We start from the raw sequence: 22547 nt of genomic DNA on the forward strand, positions 1-22547 counted from the left end.
AGACTTTAATTCGCCCGCGACTTTTAGCAACGCGTTTTGGTTGTCTCACACCCAAAAAAGGCATGCATATGGCTTTGCCTTCGACGCTCGCGATGCTATAGCGCCACGGGATATTTTTTGAATATCGCGCCCTCCCGGCGCATCATTCTCGAAGGTGAGGAATTTATGACAAAGATCAAGGTAGCCAATCCGGTCGTCGATCTAGACGGCGACGAAATGACCCGTATCATCTGGCAGCTCATCAAGGACAAGCTGATCCTGCCGTACCTCGATCTCGACATCGAATACTACGATCTTTCGGTTGAAAACCGCGATGCTACCAACGACCAGGTAACGATTGATGCTGCTCACGCCATCAAGAAGCACGGCGTTGGCATCAAGTGCGCAACGATCACGCCAGACGAAGATCGCGTCAAGGAATTCAACCTCAAGCAGATGTGGAAGAGCCCGAACGGCACGATCCGCAACATCTTGGGCGGCGTTATTTTCCGCGAGCCTATCATCTGCAAGAACGTGCCGCGCCTCGTTCCAGGCTGGACAAAGCCAATCGTTGTTGGCCGTCACGCTTTCGGCGACCAGTACAAGGCAACTGATTTCAAGTTCCCAGGCAAGGGCAAGCTGACGATCAAGTTCGTTGGTGAAGACGGCCAGGTCATTGAAAAAGACGTTTTCGATGCGCCAAGCGCTGGCGTGGCCATGGCCATGTACAACCTGGATGAGTCGATCCGCGAATTCGCACGCGCATCCATGAACTACGGCCTGATGCGCAAGTGGCCTGTTTACCTGTCCACGAAGAACACCATCCTCAAGGCCTATGACGGCCGCTTCAAGGATATCTTCGAAGAAATCTATCAGGCTGAATTCAAGGCGAAGTTCGCAGAAGTCGGCATCACCTATGAGCACCGCCTCATCGACGACATGGTGGCATCCGCGCTCAAGTGGTCCGGCGGTTATGTATGGGCGTGCAAGAACTACGACGGCGACGTTCAGTCCGACACGGTTGCACAGGGCTTCGGCTCTCTCGGCCTCATGACCTCGGTTCTTCTGTCGCCAGATGGCCGCACGGTTGAAGCCGAAGCTGCTCACGGCACAGTGACCCGTCACTACCGCCAGCACCAGAAGGGTCAGGAAACCTCGACCAACTCCATCGCGTCGATCTTCGCATGGAGCCGTGGTCTCGCTCACCGCGCCAAGCTGGATGACAATGCCGAACTGGCAAAGTTCGCAGCAACGCTTGAAACCGTTTGCGTAGACACCGTCGAAGCCGGTTACATGACTAAGGATCTGGCGCTGCTCATCGGACCAGATCAGCCTTGGCTGTCCACAACGGCTTTCCTCGACAAGGTCGACGAAAACCTCAAGCTGGCCATGGCCGCCTAATTGGCCTTGCACAGACACTGATACTGAGAACCCGGCCACTGCGCCGGGTTTTCTTTTGAGTTTAACAGATGCCAAGCCGCATCAACGTCGAATAGGGAGAAGACACCATGAGCGACCTCACACTCTATACCAACCCCATGTCCCGCGGGCGCATCGTGCGCTGGATGCTGGAAGAAGTTGGCGCGACCTACAACACCGAATATCTGGATTATGCAGGCGCGATGAAGTCGGATGCCTACAAGGCCATCAACCCGATGGGCAAGGTTCCGGCCATCAAGCATGGAAACACAGTGATTACCGAAACTGCGGCGATCTGCGCCTATCTTGCTGATGCATTTCCGCAGGCCAACCTCGCCCCGCCTATCGCAGAACGCGGCACATATTATCGCTGGTTTTTCTATGCCGCAGGTCCGCTGGAAATGTCTGTGACCACGAAATCCATGGGTTTTGAGATTGGGCCAGACAAGCAGCGCATGGCGGGTTGCGGTGCCTATAGCGATGTCATGGATACAATCGAAAAGGCGCTTGAAGCCAACCGCTATATTGCAGGTGATCAGTTCACCGCCGCCGACGTCTATATCGGCTCACAACTTAGCTGGGGGATGCAATTCGGGACGATCGAGAAACGTCAGCGCTTCGTGGATTATACCGCCAATCTGAAAGAGCGTGAAGCCTACAAGCGAGCAACGCAGATGGATGACGATGCACTGAAGGCACAGCAAGCGGCTGGCTGAACCGCCGACATTTAAAGAGAAATGGGGGAGCTAAGACGCAAGTCCTACCTCGCCTTCGTCACCCTCGGGCTTGTCCCGAGGGTCTAAGCACATTCGATCATGCTACTCGTTTCCGCGGTGTCAGAGAACCACCGTACTCAGCCAGCCAAAGACGCCGATACAGCTTCAATCGCCGCATCTGCCTTGTCACCATCCGGGCCACCGGCCTGAGCCATGTCTGGACGACCACCGCCACCCTTGCCGCCCAGTGCTGCCGACGCCGTGCGAACGAGATCAACCGCGCTGAAGCGCGCTGTCAGGTCTTCGGTCACAGCTGCGACTGCGCTGGCCTTGCCGTCTTCGGAGACCGCGATCAGCAATACGACGCCGGAGCCGAGACCGGACTTGGCTTCGTCAGCAAGGCTCTTCAGATCCTTCGCATCAATGCCGGACAGGGTCTTGGCCAGGAACTTGACGCCGCCGACATCCTTCACATCACCAGCAGAGCCTTCAGAAGAACCGCCACCCATTGCGAGCTTGCGACGGGCGTCATTCAGCTCACGCTCCATCTTCTTGCGCTCATCGACAAGGCTTTCAACTCGGGCCAGCAATTCGGAAGGCTGAACCTTCAACGATGACGCCAAAGCCTTCACGCGCTCATCCTGCTCGGCAAGATAAGCGAGTGCGCCAGGACCGGTCACCGCTTCGATGCGGCGCACACCTGCACCCACTGCGCTTTCGCCCAGCACACGCACCAGACCGATCTGGCCGGTCGCGGAGACGTGCGTGCCGCCGCAAAGCTCGACCGAATATGGGCGGTTTGCCTTGGCACCATGGATGCCAGTGCCCATGGAGACAACGCGCACTTCATCACCGTACTTTTCACCGAACAGCGCCATAGCGCCTTCGGCAATGGCATCGTCAACGCTCATCAGGCGCGTGACGACAGGTGAGTTCTGCAGGATTATTTCATTTGCCATGTCTTCGACAATCTTCAACTCTTCAGCCGACATGGGCTTGGGATGAGAGACGTCAAAACGCAGGCGCTCAGGCGCAACCAGCGAGCCCTTCTGAGCCACATGGGTGCCAAGAACCTCGCGCAAAGCTTCGTGCAAAAGGTGCGTGGCGGAATGGTTGGCACGCAAGCGCGACCGTCTGTCGTGATCGACAGTCAGCTGCACTTCATCTCCAACCTTGATTCCGCCCTTGGAAACGGAACCGAGATGCGCAAACAGGCCCTCGCCTTTCTTGTGCGTATCAGAAACGGAGAACGCGCCATCGTCCGATGAGATGATGCCGGTATCGCCCATCTGGCCGCCCGACTCACCGTAGAAAGGCGTCTGGTTGACGACTATCTGGACGGTCTCACCCTCAGCTGCGCTATTCACGGACTTGCCATCCTTGACGATGGCCAGGACGACACCTTCTGCAGTCTCTGTGTCGTAACCGAGGAACTCGGTCGCACCGTGCTTTTCCTTGAGCTCGAACCAGACGGTTTCGGTCGCCTTGTCGCCGGAGCCTGTCCAGTGCGAGCGTGCCTCAGCCTTCTGGCGCTCCATAGCGCCGGTAAAGCCTGATACATCAACGCCAATTTCACGGGCGCGCAGCGCATCCTGTGTCAGATCGAGCGGGAAGCCATAGGTGTCGTAAAGCTTGAAGGCCGTTTCGCCATCCAGCATATCGCCCTTGTTCAAGGTTGACGTTGCATCAGACAGCAGCGAGAGGCCGCGTTCCAGCGTCTTGCGGAACCGGGTTTCTTCCAGCTTCAGCGTTTCGGAAATCAGCGCCTCGGCGCGTACCAGCTCAGGATAGGCGCGGCCCATCTGCTGCACGAGCGCGGGCAGCAGCTTCCAGATCAACGGCTCGCGTGAGCCGAGCAATTCTGCGTGGCGCATGGCGCGGCGCATGATGCGGCGAAGCACATAGCCGCGACCTTCATTCGACGGCAGCACGCCATCGGCAATCAGGAAGGCGGTCGAGCGAAGGTGATCAGCAATGATGCGGTGGCTGGCGCGGTTATCGCCTTCCGCCGGAACGCCCGTGGCCTCGACGGATGCGGCAATTAGAGCCTTGAACAGATCTGTATCGTAATTGTCATGCTTGCCCTGAAGAAGCGCGGAAATACGCTCAAGGCCCATGCCGGTGTCGATGGAGGGACGCGGCAGGTCGATACGCTGTTCCTTCGTTACCTGCTCATACTGCATGAAGACGAGATTCCAGATCTCGATGAAGCGATCGCCATCTTCATCTGCAGAACCGGGAGGGCCACCCCAGATATGATCGCCATGATCATAGAAAATTTCCGAGCAGGGACCGCAAGGACCGGTATCGCCCATTGCCCAGAAGTTATCGCTGGTGGGAATGCGGATGATGCGATCATCGGAGAAACCGGCAATCTTCTTCCAGAGATCAAAGGCTTCGTCGTCGGTATGGTAGACAGTCACCAGCAGGCGGTTCTTGTCGATCCCGAATTCCTTGGTGATCAGGTTCCAGGCGTGGGTAATCGCCTCTTCCTTGAAATAGTCACCAAAGGAGAAGTTGCCGAGCATTTCAAAGAAGGTGTGATGGCGGGCGGTGTAGCCGACATTATCAAGATCGTTATGCTTGCCACCGGCGCGAACGCACTTCTGCGAGGATGCAGCCGTGGAATAGGGACGGCTTTCCAATCCGGTAAAGACGTTCTTGAACTGAACCATGCCCGCATTGGTAAACATCAATGTCGGGTCATTGCGCGGCACAAGCGGGCTGGATGGCACGATCTCGTGACCGTTCTTCTTGAAGTAGTCGAGGAAGGTCGACCGGATTTCATTTACACCGCTCATCAGAAGTCCTTCATTTCCACGCGATCCCGCGGCCATAGCATAAAAAACACTGGCTTTTATCGTCCGCCACTCGGCCTGTCCAGCCAAACAGGGCAAGGACACAGCACAAATAAAGGCCGTGCGACACAATCGCACGACCTTTGATCTTCAAACACCAGAATATTGCCGAATTTTCCGTCCGGCAAAAACCATCATGCGTCGGGATCAACCCCATCCGCATCCGCCTCAGGTCCACCGTTCTGGAGGAATTTTTCAGCGATGAGGCCAGCATTCTGGCGCAACGCCAGTTCGATCTCTTCGGCCACGGCGGGGTTTTCCTTGAGGAAGGTCTTTGCGTTTTCACGCCCCTGCCCCAGACGCTGGCTCTTGTAGGAGAACCATGCACCGGCCTTTTCGACCAGACCAGCCTTCACGCCCAGATCGACAAGCTCGCCCGTCTTGGAAACGCCTTCGCCATACATAATGTCGAATTCGACCTGCTTGAAGGGAGGTGCCATCTTGTTCTTGACGACCTTGACGCGGGTCTGATTGCCCACAACCTCTTCGCGGTCCTTGACGGCGCCGATACGACGAATATCGAGACGCACGGATGCGTAGAACTTCAACGCGTTACCACCAGTGGTCACCTCAGGCGAACCGTAGGAAATGCCGATCTTCATGCGGATCTGGTTGATGAAGATGACCATGGTCTTCGACTTCGAAATCGAGGCGGTCAGCTTGCGCAGAGCCTGGCTCATCAAACGAGCCTGAAGACCAGGAAGGCTGTCGCCCATTTCGCCTTCAATCTCCGCACGCGGCGTCAACGCAGCAACGGAGTCGATGACAAGCACGTCGACCGCGCCGGAACGCACCAGCGTATCGGTAATTTCAAGCGCCTGTTCACCCGTATCGGGCTGCGAAATCAGCAAGTTGTGGAGATCGACACCGAGCTTGCGGGCATAGACCGGATCGAGCGCATGCTCGGCATCCACGAAAGCGCAAATACCGCCCTTTTTCTGCGCTTCTGCAATTGTCTGCAAAGCGAGCGTCGTCTTACCCGAGCTTTCAGGTCCGTAAATCTCGATGATACGGCCCTTGGGCAGACCACCAATACCGAGCGCCACATCAAGGCTGAGCGAACCTGTGGAAACGGTCTCGACCTCGACGATACTTTCATTGGAACCGAGCTTCATAATCGATCCCTTGCCGAACGAACGTTCGATCTGGGAAAGCGCCGCCTCCAGTGCCTTGCTTTTATCCACTGCTTTGTCCTCTACAAGACGCAAAGAATTTTGTGCCATCTGGAAACCACCTTTAGGTTATTGAAGCCGCACAGGCAATGAAGCTCTCGATGGCCGTTTTGTACTTTATTTGTTCTCATCCCGCAATGGGGCATCATCATATTGAAATCAAATATGGATAAGTCCTTTGTTCTACATTTGTTTTTGTTTTCAAGCTGTGGAAAAACATTACCTTGCATCAGGGTCTCAAAGGCTTTCAAAAACCGAATCGATACGCATTTGACGGCTGACATGGGGAAAAACGGCAGTGAATAAATTACTCGTTCTCGGCGGCGCACATATTGACCGTCGAGGGATGATCCAGACGGAAACCGTGGTCGGAGCAAGCAATCCCGGCGCATGGATGGAGGAGGCTGGCGGCGGCGGTTTCAATGCAGCCCGCAACCTGTCGCGCCTCGGCTTCCAGGTCAGGATTATCGCGCCGCGTGGTGGCGATGCGAATGGAGAGACAGTCGCCGCGGCGGCAAGAGACGCTGGCGTCGAAGATACGCCGTTCACATTCCTCGATCGCAGCACACCAAGCTACACGGCCATCCTTGAACGGGATGGAAACCTTGTTATCGCTATTGCAGATATGGAGCTCTACACGCTTTTCACCCCGCGCCGCCTACGGGTGCGGGCCGTGCGCGAGGCCATCATGGCAAGCGATGCGATTCTTTGCGATGCCAACCTGCCGGAGGCCACGTTGCTGGCTTTGAGCGTGGCTGCGCGCGCCTGCGAGAAGCCGCTCGCGGCCATCGCCATATCGCCTGCGAAAGTTGTGAAGCTTAAACCCGCTTTGGCCGATATCGACATTCTCTTTATGAATGAGGCAGAGGCGCGGGCATTGACCGGCGCTGATGTGGAAGACGTGCGAGAATGGCCGGAACTTTTGAAATCGCTCGGCCTTCGCGGCGGCGTCATCACCAGCGGTGCACGGCACGTCGTGGGTTTCAACGAATGGGAAACGGCCATTCAGCACCCGCCCCTTATTACCTCGGTACGAGATGTCACCGGTGCGGGAGATGCGATGGCCTCGGGTTATCTGGCCGCCATCAGGCAGGGGCACCCACCATCACAGGCGCTGCGATGGGGTGCTGCGGCTGCGGCCATCACCGTCCAATCCCCCAGCGCAACCGCCCCGGAATTAAACCAGAACACGCTCGATGCCATGCTGGCCCTTGTGCCACCGGCAGAAATGGTATGAACAGACCGCTGATATAGATCGGAAGAACCAATGACAAAATCCATTCCCCCGCTTTTGCCCATCGCTTATTCGACTGAGGTTGCCGCCGCCAAGCAGCGCGGCGCACCCATCGTCGCCCTCGAATCAACCATCATCACCCACGGAATGCCTTATCCCGGCAACATCCAGATGGCTGAAAGCGTGGAACAGATCATCCGCGATCAGGGCGCCATTCCGGCCACCATCGCCGTCATTCACGGCACCTTGCATATCGGGCTCGAAAAGCACGAGCTAGAGGCACTGGCAAAGACAACGGATGCGATGAAAGTATCACGTGCCGATATCGCTTTCGCCATCGCCGAGCGTCGCACCGGCGCAACGACTGTTGCCGCCACCATGATTGCTGCTGAACACGCAGGCATCAAGGTCTTCGCAACTGGCGGCATTGGCGGCGTGCATCGCGGCGCTGAAACGAGCTTCGATATCTCCGCTGATCTGACCGAACTGGCACGAACCGGCGTTATCGTTGTTTGCGCCGGTGCCAAGGCAATCCTCGACATTCCAAAGACGCTTGAGGTGTTGGAAACGAATGGCGTTCCTGTCGTGACCTTCGGATCGACGGAGTTTCCGGCATTCTGGTCAAGGGCGTCTGGCCTTAAAAGCCCGCTCTCGCTGAACAGCCCAGCAGCCATCGCCAATTTCCAGACAACGCGCGAACAGCTTGGCATTGATGGCGGCATGCTGGTTGCCAACCCCGTGCCGGAAGAGGACGAAATCTCCCGCGAGGAGATGGAGATCTACATCACCCGCGCCCTTTCCCACGCGGAGGACGACGAGATCGCTGGAAAGTCCGTTACGCCTTATCTGCTTTCGAAAATCTTCGAAATCACCGAAGGCCGCAGCCTGGACACCAATATTGCACTGGTCCGCAACAATGCCCGTCTGGCCGCAGAGATCGCCGTCGCACTTATCTGAGTGCTTGGCGATTAAGAAAGCGCGTCGCATTTGCTCAACACTGACCCCGCAGGATAATAAATTTTGCGGGGCCGCCTCAGCTGCATGCAACGTCTGAATGAGCGATTCGCTCTCTGAAAGGCGAATTTCGCGTAAGAAGCACGCAGCCGCGCACAAACACATGGTTGTATCCGCGGAGGATGAGGGTAAAAATAGTGAAATTTTTTTAATTCAGATTAAATTTCTAATCTATAATAGGTCTTAAATACCTGGGCTTTCTTTATGAATTATATTTATTGAATATTTACTTACGCTGCACATCCTGAATTCTGTGTCTTTTTTACTACATACGCGCAAAGCGACGCTGATTATGCTGATACGTATCAAAGCGAGTGGAGACGCATATGTTCAGAAGTTTCATTTTTACAACCACAACGATTGCCGTAGTCTGGGGAAGCAGCGCTATCGCGGCTGATGCCGTGAATGAAGTTCCATCTGCGCCGACAGCTGTTGAAACCTCTGAGTTCTCGTGGGCTGGCGGTTACGCAGGTATCCATGGCGGGTATGGCTGGATGGAAGGCACACTTTCACAAAGCGGCGCCAAGGCAGAAGGTGATTTCAATGGCGGACGCGTTGGCGGTTTTGGCGGCTGGAATTTTGACGTTGGGCACAACGTCATTCTCGGCGTTGAAGCCGATGTCAGTTACGACTGGAATGACGTCGATTTTGTAGGCAACAACAAATTCGGAACAGATGTTTCTGGCTCTGTCCGCGGACGGGCAGGTTACGCTGTAGATCACGCTCTGTTCTTTGTATCCGGCGGGTTCACCGCAACGAAGGGATATTGGGAAAACATATCTGAAGGCCAAAAAGAGACGCTCAAGGGCTGGACGGTCGGTGCTGGCGTCGATTTTGCTCTGACAAAGAACATCTTCACGCGTGTGGAATATCGCTACAATGACTATGGCAATGCCGACATTGCCGGTATCGACTTTGACACAACGCAGCACGCTGTGAACATCGGCCTTGCCGTGAAGTTCTAATCGCAGTTCTGGCGGGCGAGTCTTGCGCGCCACAATTTAAAAAGCCCCCGAAAGTTGAGATCAACTTTCGGGGGCTTAATCTGTCGGGACAATCCCGATTTATCAGGCTCGCGTTACATCACTTCTGAGCGACAGGCTTCACGAGCGACGTGATACGACGGATCGTTACGCGGCGGTTTTCCTGGGATGCGCCGAGCGTCTGGACCTTGAGGAAGCGTTCGCCGTAACCCTGTGTTGCGAAGTTTTCCGGCGGGATGCCGTAGACGTCGGTCAGCACATTGGCAACGGAAGCGGCACGCTCGTCAGAGAGAACGAGGTTGCTCTGGTCATCGCCCACGGCATCCGTATGACCTTCGATCAGGAAGGTTTCGGCGGGGTTCTTTTCGAGCACCTTGTTCATGGCATCTGCCACCTTGCGCAGAGACTGTGCCTGGCTCATCGGAATTTCCGCACTGCCTGTTGCGAAGGTGATGGTATCAAGATCGATACGGCGCACCTTGTCGCGGATACGGGCGGAGTACCGCACTTCATCCATGGAATAGACGCGCTCTACAGGCTCGACCGGTGGCTGCTCGAGGAAGCGGTAGTAGTCGCGGTCCGGCTCGCTTGATGTATCGATGATGTAGTCCTGCACGGGAATACGCAAGCGCATTGGTGGAAGATCCAGACCCGGGTCACGATACACATATTCGCGGTCCGGCTGGTCTACGAGCTCAGGCGCATAGAACAGCACATATTCACGACCACGGTCATCGATGCGCGAACGCTGGACGACATCGCCGTAACGGTTGCGGATCGTCACGACCTGACTACCATCCCGACGCTCGACGGTTTCACGAACGCGGCCTTCGGACAGGCGCTCGTAATATGGCTTGGCGCCATCACGAACGAAACGGTCATTATCATCTCCGCGCACAACGACTCGATCGCCATACTGCAGGAACACACGGTCGCCCATGTCGCGATCACGGCCACCACGTGGCATGTCGCGCGGCTGCCATTCACGCACGCCTTCGGGACGGTCATACTCTGGACGACGGTCTACGCGCTCACCCTGCATGGAGGTGATGGCCTGAATGACGATCTGTGCCGCATTGCTGTCACCACGACGGGACTGTGCTTCCGCGTCAGATGTCGGGACCTTGAAGTCACGAACGGCCTCACGCTCCTGACGACGCTGATCGCGTGACTGTTGGTTGCCAGAGCGTTCGGCTTCCTTGTCGCTATCCAGAACGGCTGCGCCCTTGTCGATCGGCAAAATGACCGTGTCGGCGGACTTCGAAGGATCCTTGGCAACAGCGCGAGCCTTGTCCAGCTCCTGCTTAGTCGATGGAGCGGCTTCCTGTTGTGGTGTCGCAATCTGCGCCGGAACAGGCTCACCGGCTGGTGCCTGACCGGTGGTCTGGCCATCCTGTGGTGCGACTGGCGCTACAGGGATCGCTGGCTGCTCACCGCTCTGGGCACGCGGTGGGCGTTGCTGCTCAGATGGCTGCTGACCAGGGGCCGGGTTTGGCTGTTCACTCGGCGCAGGCGCTCTGCCGGGTGTCGGCGGCTCCTTTGGCACAGGTGCGGCCGTTGCACCGGGCTCTGGTGCGGCAGGCTTCTTGCCCGGGGTTGCAGATTCCGGCGTCGCTTCACCGGCGGCTGGAGCTTCCGCCTTCGGCGCGCGTGGACGCTCGCCTTCAGCTGCTGGCTGCTGGTCGGCTTTCGGGCGACGAGGACGTTCCTGCTGCTGCTCCGGTGCAGCTTGTTCGGCTGCGGCATCTGGCTTGGCTTCACGGCGTGGGCGCTGTGGCTCGGCACCGGCTTCTGGCGCGGCTTCGCGGCGAGGACGTGGTGGAGCGGCCTCGGCTGCCGGCTCAGGTGGCGCTTCACGCTTGGGCGCAGCTTCGCGCTTTGGTTCAGCTTCGCGCTTGGGTTCGGCTTCAGGCGCAGCCTCGCGGCGCGGCGCTTCTTCCTTTGGCTGCTCAGCCTTGGGCTGCTCTGGCTCGGCTTCTTTCGCTGGTGCGCGCTTTTTCGGCAGCTCTTCAGCTGGTGGTTCCGCCTGCGCCAGCAATACACCCGTAACTGTGGCAGGTTCGACCTGACGGGATGTATAGTGTGCAGCGCTTTCGCCAGCAAAAGATGCCGCCATTGCGGGATCAATCGCTATTGCGAAAGACATCAGGGGAAAAACCACCCCGGTCAGCAGCTTGTTCTTCTTGAGCATTATAGTTCCTCACCTAGTGATGGTCTTGTAGCGCGTGTATTGCAGCTTGCTAAAAAGAGGCTGCACATGCAGGCGCTGAACAACGCCTGAACTTCAGGCTTGTTCCCATCATGGCGAAGGCGGGCTGTACCGGAAATGAACAGATTTAGGCCATTTCGTGAACTGAATGTGGCGTATCTCGCAATGCAAAACGATTAGGGTTGCATTTTAGATGAAGGGATAAGACTATCCGCCAAGCGCAGATTGCACTTGATACCTTCAACCAATTGCGCGAAACATTTACCGTCCAGAAAAAATAACAAGCTGGACGGAAGACACGCCGAAAGAGAGGATCGAAATGCGTATTTCCACCCGTCTGCTCGCTGCTGCATCGATTGCCGCGATGACGCTTTTCTCCGGTGCCGCCATGGCGCAGGACAAGCTGGTCATCGGCACGGAAGGCGCCTACCCCCCATTCAACGTTCTCCAGGCGGATGGCACACTGACCGGCTTCGATGTCGATATCGCCAAGGCGCTCTGCGTCGAGATGAAAGCCGAATGCACATTTGTGACCAACGACTGGGATGGCATCATCCCTGCTCTGCAGGCAAAGAAGTTCGACGCAATCGTTGCGTCCATGTCGATAACGCCTGAGCGTCTGGAAAAGGTGGACTTCTCCAAGAAGTACTACAACACACCACCAGCCATTGCCGTGCCGAAGGACAGCACCATCAAGTCGGTAGAAGACCTGAAGGGCAAGAGCATCGGCGCACAGGGTTCTACCACCCATGCGAACTACGCTGAAAAGCACCTTGCCGATTCCGAGCTGAAACTTTACCCAACCGCTGACGAGTACAAGCTCGACATCACCAATGGCCGTATCGATGGCGTCATCGACGACATCGTGGTCCTGTCGGAGTGGGTCAAGTCGGACGCAGGCGCATGCTGCAAGATTTTGACAGCAATGCCTGTTGATGAGGTGATCAACGGTCAGGGCGCCGGCATTGCAGTGCGCAAGGGCGACACGGCGCTGGCAGACAAGCTGACGGCAGCCATTGCAGCCATCCGCGCAAATGGTGAATACAAGAAGATCAACGACAAGTATTTTGATTTCGACGTTTACGGCCAGTAAGCGATTGTTCTGTTGAAATATGATGGCGGAAGGCTTGCCCTTCCGCCGTTTTTGTTTGAAAACAGAAATATAAAACAAGACGAAACAATACGAAGCAAGCGGCGAAGACCGTAGGGGAAATTGGCATGAGCGGAGTATTTTCCGCCATAGGTTCGTTCTGGACCTATCTCACGTATCTCTTCGATCCATTCTGCGGCCCGGTTGGCATCTTTTCCCTCTTCGGCAACGGCACACTTGTGGCCTGCGGCGACGCTGGTTGGGGCGATGAAATTGCTTTCGGCGTCAAGATCACCATCTCCGTGGCACTCGCGACCTTGCCGATCGGCCTCATTCTAGGCTTCCTGATCGCTCTGGCGGCACAATCGCAAGAAAAATCTCTGCGGCTTGCTGCGGGCATCTACACGACGATCTTTCGCGGCTTGCCGGAACTGTTGACGCTGTTCATCGTCTATTACGGCATTCAGATGCTGTTGCAGTCGGCGGGCGGTTACCTCGGCTTTACGGGACCAATCGAAATCAACGCCTTTGTCGCTGGCATGATTGCTTTGTCGGTGGTGTTTTCATCCTATGCGTCCGAAGTTCTGCTGTCTGCCTTCCGTGCCATTCCCAAGGGACAATATGAAGCGGGTGATGCGCTTGGGCTTTCGCGCAGCCGGACCATGGTGCTGATCATCATTCCGCAGCTCATCCGCATCGCACTGCCGGGCATGACGAATTTGTGGATGATCCTGCTGAAGGATACCTCCTATGTGTCGATCATTGGCCTCTCAGATATTGTGCGCCAGACTGGCATCGCGGCGCGCGTCAGCAAGGAAGCATTCTTCTTCTATGGCATAGCCTGCCTTCTGTACCTCATCCTCGCATTGATCTCGTCCCTGGGCCTTGGCTATATTGACCGCTGGTCGCGTCGCTCGGAGGCCAGCCGATGAGCCATGCGCAAGAATTGATCCCTGCCCGCCCCGCGCCGCCAGCCGTGGGGAAAACCCTTAATGCCTCAAAAGTGCTGGGCTATGGCGTGACGGGTCTGTGGCTGCTGCTGGGCCTTGGTCTTCTCTCCTTCATGATTTCAGGCTGGAGCATCGACAAGTTCACCCGCTACGGGCCGCGCTATATCGACGGCCTGATCACCACGCTGACGCTGGTCGGAACGTCCATCATTCTCGGCGCCCTGCTTTCGCTGCCGCTCGCCTTTGCCCGCATGTCGAAAAACCGTGTTATCGGCACGCTGGCCTATGTCTATGTCTACGTGTTTCGCAGCACGCCTTTGCTGGCGCAGCTCTTCCTCATCTATTACGGCTTTGGCAGTTTCCGCCCGGAACTCGAAAGCGTTCACCTTTGGTGGTTCTTCCGTGAGGCATGGTATTGCGGTCTTTTATCGCTGACGCTGAACACGGCGGCCTACCAGGCGGAAATCCTGCGTGGTGCGATTATCAGCGTTTCAAAGGGCCAGCATGAAGGCGCAGCCTCTCTCGGCATATCCAAGGCCGTGACATTCTGGAAAATCATTCTTCCCCAAGCACTGATCGTGGCGCTGCGCCCATACGGCAACGAGATCATCCTTATGATCAAGGGATCCGCCGTGGTCTCAATCGTCACCGTCTTCGACCTGATGGGCCAGACCCGCTACGCCTTCTCAAGGACATTCGATTACCAGACCTATCTGTGGGCAGCGATATTCTACCTGACGATCGTCGAAATCCTGCGCAACACATGGGCGCGTATCGAGCGGCGCCTCACACGGCATCTCAACCGGTAGAAGAGTGGCAGCACTCCCAGAGGATGAATGCTAACAGACTGATAAATATAAATATTTTGTGACGGAAGGGCGTTTCAGCAAGGTTCGGTTAAGGATCTCGTGTTCCCATGGTTATCGGTATCGAAAGCGATATCGGCGACCATTGAGAACGGGAGCAGCCAGCATGAACAAAGACATGGAAATGATGCTGAAGGGCTACGGTCTGACCACTGCTGAAATACTGTACAGAATGCCCGACCATCCAGTCGTTCTGCAAACCTACCTCTGGCAGCACTATGATCTTGCGCCTGACTTTCCTGAAATGCACGGCTTCCTGAAATTCTGGAAGGAGAAACTGGACGGCCCCCTGCACTCGGTTCGCTATACTCACCGCCAGTTGATTTCGGCGCAGGAGTGGCGGTCGCTGAAGGGCGAGTTCATTCTTCACTGACAAAACAAGGATTGCGCCATCCGGATTTGCAGCTTAATCAGACTTCGATTTCAAGCAAAGTCCGGATGCGCGCCATGACAAACAACCAGAAGATCGACGAAGAAGCTCTTGCCGAGGCGTATAATCGCGCTCTTTCCCTGGAAAAAGCGGGTGATATCGACGCCGCCGTCAAGGCTTATGAAGAGGTTCTGGCGATTGACCCGGAAGATCATGGCGGTGCCGCCGTTCGCATCGCCTCCATGGGTCGCGGCGAAACGCCGCCCAAGGCACCCGATGCTTATGTCGAAACGCTGTTTGACCAGCAGGCTGAGGCTTTCGAGGGCATTCTGGTTGATCAGTTGGGATATGCAGTGCCAATGGCCGTCCGCCAGCGCCTGCAAACGCTGGAACTAGGGCCCTTCAAGCGCATGCTCGATCTGGGCTGCGGCACAGGCCTGACAGGCGAAGCGCTGCGCGACATGGCCACTGATATCACCGGCATGGATCTTTCCGAAAACATGGTCGAAATCGCCCATGAAAAAGATATCTATGAGACGCTGTACGTGGCCGAAGTCGAGGATTTTCTGGAAGACAATGACGACGAAGCCTTTGACCTGATCACGGCGACAGACGTTCTGCCCTATCTCGGCGCGCTGGAGCCAATCTTCTTTGGCGCAGCGGAGAACATGGTAGAAGGTGGCCTTTTCGTCTTTTCGTCCGAAACGCTGCCCTCAGAAACCATGGCCGGTCGCCCTTACATGGTCGGTCCGCACCAGCGTTTCGCGCATTCGGAAACCTATATCCGGGAGCGCCTGGCTGCGACGGGCTTTGACATTGTCGAGGTCACAAACATCAACGTCCGCATGCAGGACGGCCACCCGACACCGGGTCATCTGGTTATCGCGAAATACAAGGGTTGACGGACGGGCGCCTAGCGCGCCCAAACCCTTCGAGCGTTTCCTTTAGCGGGAAACGCTCTGACAACAGTGATCAGGAATCATCGCCGGATTTAGCATTGTCCAGTTGCATGTAATCCAATGGCAGTTCGGTCGTGTATTTGATTTGCTCCATTGCAAAGACAGACGACACGTCACGGATTTCGATCTTGGCAATCATGCGCTTATAGAACGCATCATAAGCGGCAATGTCAGGCACAACGACGCGCAGCAGGTAGTCGACGTCACCGCTCATGCGGTAGAATTCGACGACTTCGGGGAACTCGGAAACGACTTCCGAAAAGCGCTTCAACCACTCGATGGAGTGAGAGGCGGTGCGGATCGAAACGAAGACCGTAACCTTGGTGTTGACTTTGCCCGCGTCGAGAATGGCAACGCGACGGCGGATGACGCCGTCCTCTTCCATCTTCTGGATGCGGCGCCAGCATGGCGTTGTGGAAAGTCCGACCTTTTTTGCAAGGTCAGCAACAGCCAGAGTGGAATCTTCCTGCAAAATCCGTAGTATTTTTCGGTCGAGACGGTCCAATTCTCTCTCCTCAAGAATATTTTCCTCTGTTTATACGAAATCACAGATAAAAAAAGAAATTTGTTTCACCGAAGCAGCCTTTCCACAGACTGACGAAGCACAGGCAACAACTCCGCAGTGAACCACGGGTTCTTCTTCAGCCACGCCGTGTTGCGCCAGCTGGGATGTGGCAGAGGTATGATCGGCGTATCCTGATTGGTATGTAAAAAGCTGCGCCAGTTTTGAACCGTCTCGGTCATTGTCTTCATACGGCGTGAGCCCAGATGCCAAGCCTGCGCATATTGGCCGACAGCCAGAACCAGGTCAATTTGCGGCATGGCTTTCATGACCTCGTCACGCCAGAGCGGCGCACATTCGCGTCGTGGAGGCAGGTCGCTGCCCTTGGCGTCATAGCCCGGAAAACAGAAGCCCATGGGCACGATTGCGAACCTGTCCGCGTCGTAAAACGTTTCCCGGTCCACACCCAGCCATTCGCGCAGCCGGTTGCCGGACGCATCGTCGAAAGGCAGCCCGCTTTCATGAACCCGCAGGCCCGGCGCTTGTCCGGCAATCAGCACTTTCGCTTTGCTGGAAATTACCGCAACGGGCCTTGGCTCGTGCGGCAGGCGGTCCGCCTCACCTTTCAGCGGCGCATCGCGACAGATGCGACATCGCGCAATCCGCAATCGCAAGGCCTCCAGGCTCTCCTCATCCTTCATCGGCATCACCATCCCAGAACATGGCGCAGCAGTGTGAGCACACCGGCAAGCGGCACATCCATATCGGCGGCCTTGCGTTCTTTGCGCCAGTCTGCGGGCATCTCGAAGGTGCCTGACCAGATGCCGAGCCCCTTGTTCTGGGCAAGGGTCTGCTCGCGCGAAAACAGGAAGTATTCCGTTGTCACCGCATAACCCGCAGCCACGATTTCCCCCGCCAGATCGCGCGCACCGATATGACACCTGACAAGCAAGCGCTTGTACCGGTCCCGGCTGCTCCCCTCACAGTCCAAATCTCCACTTTGCAGCAAGGTTTGAACATATGTCTTGGCCTGCCTGCCACAGGGCCAGTCACTTCCTTCGCGACTGCAGCTCTGGCTCAGCTCTGGCGCATCGATCCCCATCAGGCGAAACCGTTCACCGTCACGGGCGATTGTGTCACCATCCACAACGCTGAAGCGACCGGAAAATGTCTGTTGATGAATGCCATCCACCCGCGCTGCGACAAGAGTGCCTGCTACCAGCAGCAGAGCTGCGACAATGCCATCTTTCAACCAGCGGCTGATCTTGCCTGACTTTCGTCTCATGTACGAACAAACCCTTTGGAGAAATGGCAAACAAATCCTTTCGGCGCAGCATCTTCTTAAGATTTTGCCACTAAGCTGCAAGCCTTTAGATCATTTGCGTTGTGTCCATGAGTAAGAGCGCTAGCAGCACCGCTGACAAGAACATCGTCGATCGCTCCCGCACGCGCCGTAACAAGGCGGTGTTCGAGACGGTCAAGGCGACGCGTGAGCGGCTGCAATATGGGCCGGTGAGCACCAACGGCTTCGAGCGTGATCTGCTGCAGATGCACATTGTCGAGACGTTGCAGGGCGCAACGATCATGCCTCTGTTCATCATTCTCACGACAGGCGTCGGCATTTACATCAGCCGCGATCCACAAATCATCGGTTGGGCCGTCCTCGCATTGACCGTGCATGCGATGACGCTGCTATTTGCCAAGCGCGCATCAAAACAGGAGATCAGCGCTTCCAACCTGTCCGCATGGCAGAACATTTTTCTTGCGGCACAGATCGTCATGGGTCTTGTCTGGGTCCTGTTCACCATCCAGCACATTGAAAGCAAAGATCCATCGCTGGTCATGTTCTATAAGGGCGGCACCCTGTTGATTGCCCTGACGATCACGGCAAGCTCCAACAACCTGTTGCGACGGGCGATGGTGATGACGTTTCTGCCCGTGGTGGTGGCGCTCAGCGTTACCGCCATATTGTCCCGCAGTCCGATGGAAATAGGTCTGGCGCTGATGTTTTCGCTGGCCATGCTGTTTTGCCACCATGTGACGAAACGGATCTACCAGTCCAGCATCAAACTCTTGACCTTCCAGTCCGAAAAGGACGACCTGATTGCGGAGCTGGAAGTCGCCAAATCTATGTCCGATGAGGCGCGGCGCAGGGCCGAAGAAGCCAATATGGCCAAATCGCGTTTCCTGGCCTCCATGTCTCATGAATTGCGCACACCACTGAACGCCATTCTCGGCTTTTCCGAAGTCATGGCGGAAGAGGTGCTCGGGCCGCTCAACAACCCGCTCTACAAGGAATATTCCGGCGATATTCACCGCTCCGGCCAGCACCTTCTTGATCTCATCAATGAGATTCTCGACCTCTCCCGCATCGAGGCCGGACGTTACGATCTGCATGAGGAAGCGATTGCCCTTCTGGAAATCGCCGATGATTGCGTGGGCATGATCCAGCTTCGCGCGCGCGCCAAGAACATCCGCATTGTTCAGCAGTTTGAAACGACCCTGCCCCATGTCTGGGCAGATGAAAAATCAATCCGTCAGGTCATCCTCAACCTCCTATCAAATGCAGTGAAGTTCACGCCGCAGGGCGGTGAAATCTCCATCAAGGCGGGTTGGACGGCGGGTGGCGGGCAATATGTCTCGATCAAGGATAACGGCCCCGGCATTCCAGAAGAGGAAATACCGGTGGTTCTGTCGGCCTTCGGTCAGGGCTCCATTGCTATCAAGAGCGCCGAACAGGGCACCGGGCTTGGCTTGCCCATCGTTCAGGCCATTCTGGCAAAGCATGACGGCCAGTTCGTGCTGAGATCGCGTCTGCGCGAAGGCACGGAGGTCATTGCCATCCTGCCTGCAAAGCGGGTGCTTCAGAGCATTCCAGCTGTCGAAGATGTGCAGTTCGTGGAGCCGCGCCGGCGGTCGTTCGCTTAAAGCAGAACGATAGATCCGAAGATGGTGCTGACCAGCGAGTAGAGCACGAATCCACCATTGGCCAGCAGCAGACAGAACACGGCAAAGGAACCGAGATCCTTCGCGTTGCGGGCAGAAGCGGAAAATTCCGGCGATACCCGGTCAACGATCTCCTCAATAGCCGTGTTCAGCGCTTCCACCGAAAACAGAAGAAGCATTAGCACCGAAAATATCAGATAGTGCACCAGCGGCGCGCCGATAACGCCCATCAGTGCCAGCCCCGCTCCGAAGGCCAAAACCTCGTGCCGGAACGCCGCTTCCTTCCAAAGACGCAGCAAGCCCTGGCCCGAATAACGCGCCGCCGCGATGAGATGTCTGAAGCCGGTCTCCTTGCGAAAGACCGGTTCCGATGGTGGCGAGGCGTTTAGGTTGTCCATGGCAATCTCAGCGGTCGGTGCGGGTCGTTACACCCGCTGCAGCAAACGTCGCCATGCCGGAATGGCAGGCAGCTGCCGCTTTGACGATACCGGCTGCCAGTGCCGCACCGGTGCCCTCGCCCAGACGCATACCCAGCGCCAGAAGCGGCGTCTTGCCCAGCTTTTCCACCGCAGCCAGATGACCCGGCTCACCGGACACATGGCCGATCAGGCAATGGTCGAGTGCGGCAGGGTTGGCAGCTTTGAGCAAGGCGGCAGCGGCGGTCGCGACATAACCATCGATCAGCACGGGAATTTTCTCGACACGAGCAGCGAGAATGGCACCCGCCATGGCCGCAATTTCACGCCCACCCAGTCGACGCATGATCTCCAGCGGATCAGACAGATGATCCTTGTGAAATTCGACGGCAGCCTTCACGGCAGCGATCTTGCGCGCCATGATGTCGCCTTCCGATCCCGTGCCGGGGCCGGTCCATTCTTCCGCCGTGCCACCGTAAAGCGCCAGATTGATCGCAGCCGCAATCGTGGTGTTGCCAATGCCCATCTCACCGATGCACAGAAGATCGGTACCACCAGCAATCGCCTCCATGCCGAAAGCCATGGTGGCTGCGCAATCGCGTTCGGAAAGTGCGGCTTCCGTGGTGATGTCGCCGGTCGGATAATCAAGCGCCAGATCGAAAATCTTGAGGCCGAGATCGTGTGCCACACAGATCTGGTTGATGGCGGCACCGCCTGCAGCAAAGTTTTCGACCATCTGCTGCGTGACAGACGACGGATAAGGCGTAACGCCATGGCGGGTAACGCCGTGGTTTCCAGCAAAAATTGCCACCAGCGGACGGTTGACCGCAGGCGCACGTCCAGACCAGGCCGCCAGCCACATGGCGATTTCTTCCAGACGGCCCAGCGAGCCCTCAGGCTTGGTCAGTTGCGCGTTGCGCTCCTTGGCTGCGACAAGCGCAAATGTATGTGGGCCCGGCAGGTCGCGCAGCAGCGTGCGAAAATCATCAAACGGCAATCCGCTCATGCTCATGTAACAGGTCTTTCTGTTCACGCCGGACGCTTGTCTTTTCCGGCAAATCGGTCTTTGTAGGCCCTTCTCATAATCGCGGATGCGCAGAGGAACAACCTCAAATACGATATGCCGAGCCTCAACCAAAGGAGAGACGTTTGCAGGCGGGGAATTTTGTGACGGACATGATGCGTTCGCTGAGTTTTCTCAGCCGCATTCCCGTGAACGATATCTTCTTTGAAGATGATAATCGCCCGCTCGGCCAGATGGTGCGAGCCTTCCCTGTTGCCGGATTTCTGATTGCTCTACCGGGGGCATGTCTTGCTGCTCTCCTTGCATGGGCTGACGCAGACCCGCTGATGTCTGCCATGTTAGTGCTGACGGTTACGACGATCACCACCGGAGCCTTGCACGAGGATGGCTTTGCCGATTCTGCCGATGGCTTAGGCGGCGGCAGCACGAAAGAACGCGCGCTGCAAATCATGAAAGACAGCCGCATCGGCTCCTATGGGGCCATCGCGCTTATCGTCTCGTTTCTCCTCAGAGCAACGGCAATCGCCGTTCTCTTTCGCGAACTCTCACCACTGGCAATCGCCGCCTGCCTCGTTGCCAGTGCCTGTTTCAGCCGGGGATTGATGGTCTGGCACTGGCAGACGCTTCCACCGGCCCGCGATGGCGGTCTGGCCGCTATGGCAGGCCAGCCGGGTGAGCGGGAACGCAAGGGCGCAATCATCTACGGCCTGGCAATTGCGGTTCTCCTCTGCCTGCCGATTGTCTCGCTTTATCTTCTGGCCATCGTCATTGCTGCGCTGTTTGGCGTGACCCATGGCTTCAATCGCTTCTGCTACCGCAGGATCGACGGCCACACGGGCGACACCATTGGCGCGACCCAGCAGATCACAGAGATCGTGATGCTGACAGCACTTGCTCTCATCGTGTGAAATACAGATATGGAAATCATGGAATCACCCTGCATCGACATATGCTCTCTCGATTCGCATGACGGCCTTTGCGACGGCTGTCATCGCAGCATTGAAGAGATCATGGCCTGGTCACGCTTAACGGCGTTTGAGCGCCGAACCATCATGGCAAACCTGCCACAGCGCGCCAAGGATCGCATGCGCCCACCCGTTCAGGAGACCGCAACCGCATGAACAGGCTGACCTTCGTGTTTCTCGTGCTAGGCATTGGTCTTGCACTGCTCATCTTCAACCACGAAAGCGGCCAGACCTTTGGCATCAGCAACGAGCAATTCGGTGAGGCCATCTACCTGATACCCATCGCCGCCCTGTTGTCAGTCGGCATTCTGGCAGGCAATCGCGGCGGCTGGGGCACAGTGCTGCGCCAGATGGCCATCTGGCTCGTCATCATTCTCAGCCTCGTTGCCATGTATCTCTATCGCTATGACGCACAGCGTTTCGGTGAAAGACTGCTCGCAGGCCTCATGCCGGGCCGCGCCGTTGTGGTGACCACGCAAAATGGCGAGCAGGAGGTCATCGTCAACAAATCCATGAGCGGACATTTCGAGACGGATGCGCAGGTCAATGGAGCGCCAGTGCACATGCTGGTCGATACCGGAGCCAGTTCAGTCGTTCTGTCTACAGCCGACGCAAGGGCCGTCGGGATAAACGTCGATACTCTTGGCTATACGGTCACCGTCATGACGGCCAACGGGCGCACGTCGGCTGCACCGGTCCGCCTTTCAGAAGTCGCCATTGGCCCAATTGTCAGGCGCAACGTCTCGGCACTCGTGGTGCAGGATGGGCAATTGGAGCAGAGCCTGCTGGGCATGACATTCCTCTCCACCCTCGGTTCGCTTGAGATGCAAACCGACGAACTGAGACTGCGGGATCGCTAGCGCCCATCGGCAGAC

The 22547-nt window shown here is 56.7% G+C and carries 22 protein-coding genes; 14 read left to right on the forward strand and 8 right to left on the reverse strand.

Going from position 1 to position 22547, the window contains the following annotated elements:
* The first annotated feature begins 165 nt into the window (after positions 1 to 165).
* Complete coding sequence (locus ACQZ51_RS11630) at positions 166 to 1380, forward strand: NADP-dependent isocitrate dehydrogenase (RefSeq protein ID WP_243255852.1); 1215 nt, start codon at positions 166 to 168, stop codon at positions 1378 to 1380.
* 107 nt (positions 1381 to 1487) lie between these two features.
* The gene (locus tag ACQZ51_RS11635; RefSeq protein WP_448777331.1) at positions 1488 to 2114 is read left to right on the forward strand and encodes a glutathione S-transferase family protein; all 627 of its coding nucleotides are present in this window, start codon (positions 1488 to 1490) and stop codon (positions 2112 to 2114) included.
* A gap of 137 nt (positions 2115 to 2251) precedes the next feature.
* Here ACQZ51_RS11635 and alaS read toward each other — a convergent pair whose 3' ends face one another.
* The gene (gene alaS, locus ACQZ51_RS11640; RefSeq protein ID WP_448777333.1) at positions 2252 to 4915 is read right to left on the reverse strand and encodes an alanine--tRNA ligase; all 2664 of its coding nucleotides are present in this window, start codon (positions 4913 to 4915) and stop codon (positions 2252 to 2254) included.
* 191 nt (positions 4916 to 5106) lie between these two features.
* Positions 5107 to 6195, reverse strand: a complete 1089-nt coding sequence (gene recA, locus ACQZ51_RS11645) for a recombinase RecA (RefSeq protein ID WP_042619314.1) — start codon at positions 6193 to 6195, stop codon at positions 5107 to 5109.
* A 247-nt stretch (positions 6196 to 6442) separates the two neighbouring features.
* Between recA and ACQZ51_RS11650 the strand changes: the two genes are divergently transcribed.
* The 3 genes from ACQZ51_RS11650 (at position 6443) to ACQZ51_RS11660 (ending at position 9357) form a co-directional block, all read left to right on the forward strand.
* The gene (locus ACQZ51_RS11650) at positions 6443 to 7381 is read left to right on the forward strand and encodes a carbohydrate kinase family protein (protein ID WP_448777335.1); all 939 of its coding nucleotides are present in this window, start codon (positions 6443 to 6445) and stop codon (positions 7379 to 7381) included.
* Positions 7382 to 7411: 30 nt separating this feature from the next.
* Entirely contained in the window at positions 7412 to 8335 is a 924-nt protein-coding gene (locus ACQZ51_RS11655) for a pseudouridine-5'-phosphate glycosidase (RefSeq protein ID WP_448777337.1), read from the forward strand.
* Between the two features lie 383 nt (positions 8336 to 8718).
* Complete coding sequence (locus ACQZ51_RS11660) at positions 8719 to 9357, forward strand: outer membrane protein (RefSeq protein ID WP_448777339.1); 639 nt, start codon at positions 8719 to 8721, stop codon at positions 9355 to 9357.
* A 118-nt stretch (positions 9358 to 9475) separates the two neighbouring features.
* Here ACQZ51_RS11660 and ACQZ51_RS11665 read toward each other — a convergent pair whose 3' ends face one another.
* Positions 9476 to 11566 carry an OmpA family protein gene (locus tag ACQZ51_RS11665; protein ID WP_448777341.1) on the reverse strand — a complete coding sequence of 697 codons (2091 nt, stop codon included), beginning with the start codon at positions 11564 to 11566 and terminating at the stop codon, positions 9476 to 9478.
* 337 nt (positions 11567 to 11903) lie between these two features.
* Between ACQZ51_RS11665 and ACQZ51_RS11670 the strand changes: the two genes are divergently transcribed.
* The 5 genes from ACQZ51_RS11670 to ACQZ51_RS11690 all read left to right on the forward strand — a co-directional run bounded on the left by ACQZ51_RS11670 (position 11904) and on the right by ACQZ51_RS11690 (position 15762).
* Complete coding sequence (locus ACQZ51_RS11670) at positions 11904 to 12677, forward strand: ABC transporter substrate-binding protein (RefSeq protein ID WP_448777343.1); 774 nt, start codon at positions 11904 to 11906, stop codon at positions 12675 to 12677.
* A gap of 125 nt (positions 12678 to 12802) precedes the next feature.
* A complete protein-coding gene (locus ACQZ51_RS11675; RefSeq protein ID WP_448777345.1) occupies positions 12803 to 13606 on the forward strand; it encodes an ABC transporter permease in 804 nt (267 codons plus the stop codon).
* On the forward strand, positions 13603 to 14433 hold the full coding sequence (locus ACQZ51_RS11680; protein ID WP_448777347.1) for an ABC transporter permease: 831 nt from the start codon (positions 13603 to 13605) through the stop codon (positions 14431 to 14433). The genes ACQZ51_RS11675 and ACQZ51_RS11680 overlap by 4 nt, the downstream gene beginning before the upstream one ends.
* A gap of 163 nt (positions 14434 to 14596) precedes the next feature.
* Entirely contained in the window at positions 14597 to 14863 is a 267-nt protein-coding gene (locus ACQZ51_RS11685; RefSeq protein ID WP_243255838.1) for an usg protein, read from the forward strand.
* 74 nt (positions 14864 to 14937) lie between these two features.
* Positions 14938 to 15762, forward strand: a complete 825-nt coding sequence (locus tag ACQZ51_RS11690) for a methyltransferase domain-containing protein (RefSeq protein WP_448777349.1) — start codon at positions 14938 to 14940, stop codon at positions 15760 to 15762.
* Between the two features lie 70 nt (positions 15763 to 15832).
* On the opposite strand, the gene ACQZ51_RS11695 is transcribed toward ACQZ51_RS11690, so the two are convergent.
* The 3 genes from ACQZ51_RS11695 to ACQZ51_RS11705 form a co-directional block, all read right to left on the reverse strand.
* Positions 15833 to 16324, reverse strand: coding sequence for an Lrp/AsnC family transcriptional regulator (locus ACQZ51_RS11695; protein WP_042619306.1), 492 nt, complete (start codon positions 16322 to 16324; stop codon positions 15833 to 15835).
* Between the two features lie 65 nt (positions 16325 to 16389).
* Positions 16390 to 17022 carry a uracil-DNA glycosylase family protein gene (locus ACQZ51_RS11700; protein ID WP_448777352.1) on the reverse strand — a complete coding sequence of 211 codons (633 nt, stop codon included), beginning with the start codon at positions 17020 to 17022 and terminating at the stop codon, positions 16390 to 16392.
* A 5-nt stretch (positions 17023 to 17027) separates the two neighbouring features.
* Complete coding sequence (locus ACQZ51_RS11705; protein ID WP_448777354.1) at positions 17028 to 17606, reverse strand: thermonuclease family protein; 579 nt, start codon at positions 17604 to 17606, stop codon at positions 17028 to 17030.
* Between the two features lie 107 nt (positions 17607 to 17713).
* On the opposite strand from ACQZ51_RS11705, the gene ACQZ51_RS11710 reads away from it, so the two are divergent.
* On the forward strand, positions 17714 to 19249 hold the full coding sequence (locus ACQZ51_RS11710; protein ID WP_448777356.1) for a sensor histidine kinase: 1536 nt from the start codon (positions 17714 to 17716) through the stop codon (positions 19247 to 19249).
* Here ACQZ51_RS11710 and ACQZ51_RS11715 read toward each other — a convergent pair.
* Together ACQZ51_RS11715 and cobT are read right to left on the reverse strand one after the other, a co-directional pair.
* The gene (locus ACQZ51_RS11715; protein ID WP_448777358.1) at positions 19246 to 19665 is read right to left on the reverse strand and encodes a diacylglycerol kinase; all 420 of its coding nucleotides are present in this window, start codon (positions 19663 to 19665) and stop codon (positions 19246 to 19248) included. The genes ACQZ51_RS11710 and ACQZ51_RS11715 overlap by 4 nt on opposite strands.
* Positions 19666 to 19672: 7 nt before the next feature.
* Positions 19673 to 20695, reverse strand: a complete 1023-nt coding sequence (gene cobT, locus ACQZ51_RS11720; RefSeq protein ID WP_448777360.1) for a nicotinate-nucleotide--dimethylbenzimidazole phosphoribosyltransferase — start codon at positions 20693 to 20695, stop codon at positions 19673 to 19675.
* Between the two features lie 164 nt (positions 20696 to 20859).
* On the opposite strand from cobT, the gene ACQZ51_RS11725 reads away from it, so the two are divergent.
* The 3 genes from ACQZ51_RS11725 to ACQZ51_RS11735 are packed head-to-tail and all read left to right on the forward strand — an operon-like array spanning position 20860 to position 22532.
* Positions 20860 to 21615 (forward strand): adenosylcobinamide-GDP ribazoletransferase, encoded by a 756-nt coding sequence (locus ACQZ51_RS11725; protein WP_448777591.1) that lies wholly within the window; start codon positions 20860 to 20862, stop codon positions 21613 to 21615.
* 9 nt (positions 21616 to 21624) lie between these two features.
* Entirely contained in the window at positions 21625 to 21828 is a 204-nt protein-coding gene (locus ACQZ51_RS11730; protein WP_448777362.1) for a DUF1289 domain-containing protein, read from the forward strand.
* Complete coding sequence (locus tag ACQZ51_RS11735) at positions 21825 to 22532, forward strand: TIGR02281 family clan AA aspartic protease (protein ID WP_448777364.1); 708 nt, start codon at positions 21825 to 21827, stop codon at positions 22530 to 22532. The genes ACQZ51_RS11730 and ACQZ51_RS11735 overlap by 4 nt, the downstream gene beginning before the upstream one ends.
* The last annotated feature ends 15 nt before the right edge of the window (positions 22533 to 22547 follow it).

It is taken from the genome of Agrobacterium sp. CG674 (genome assembly GCF_053521645.1).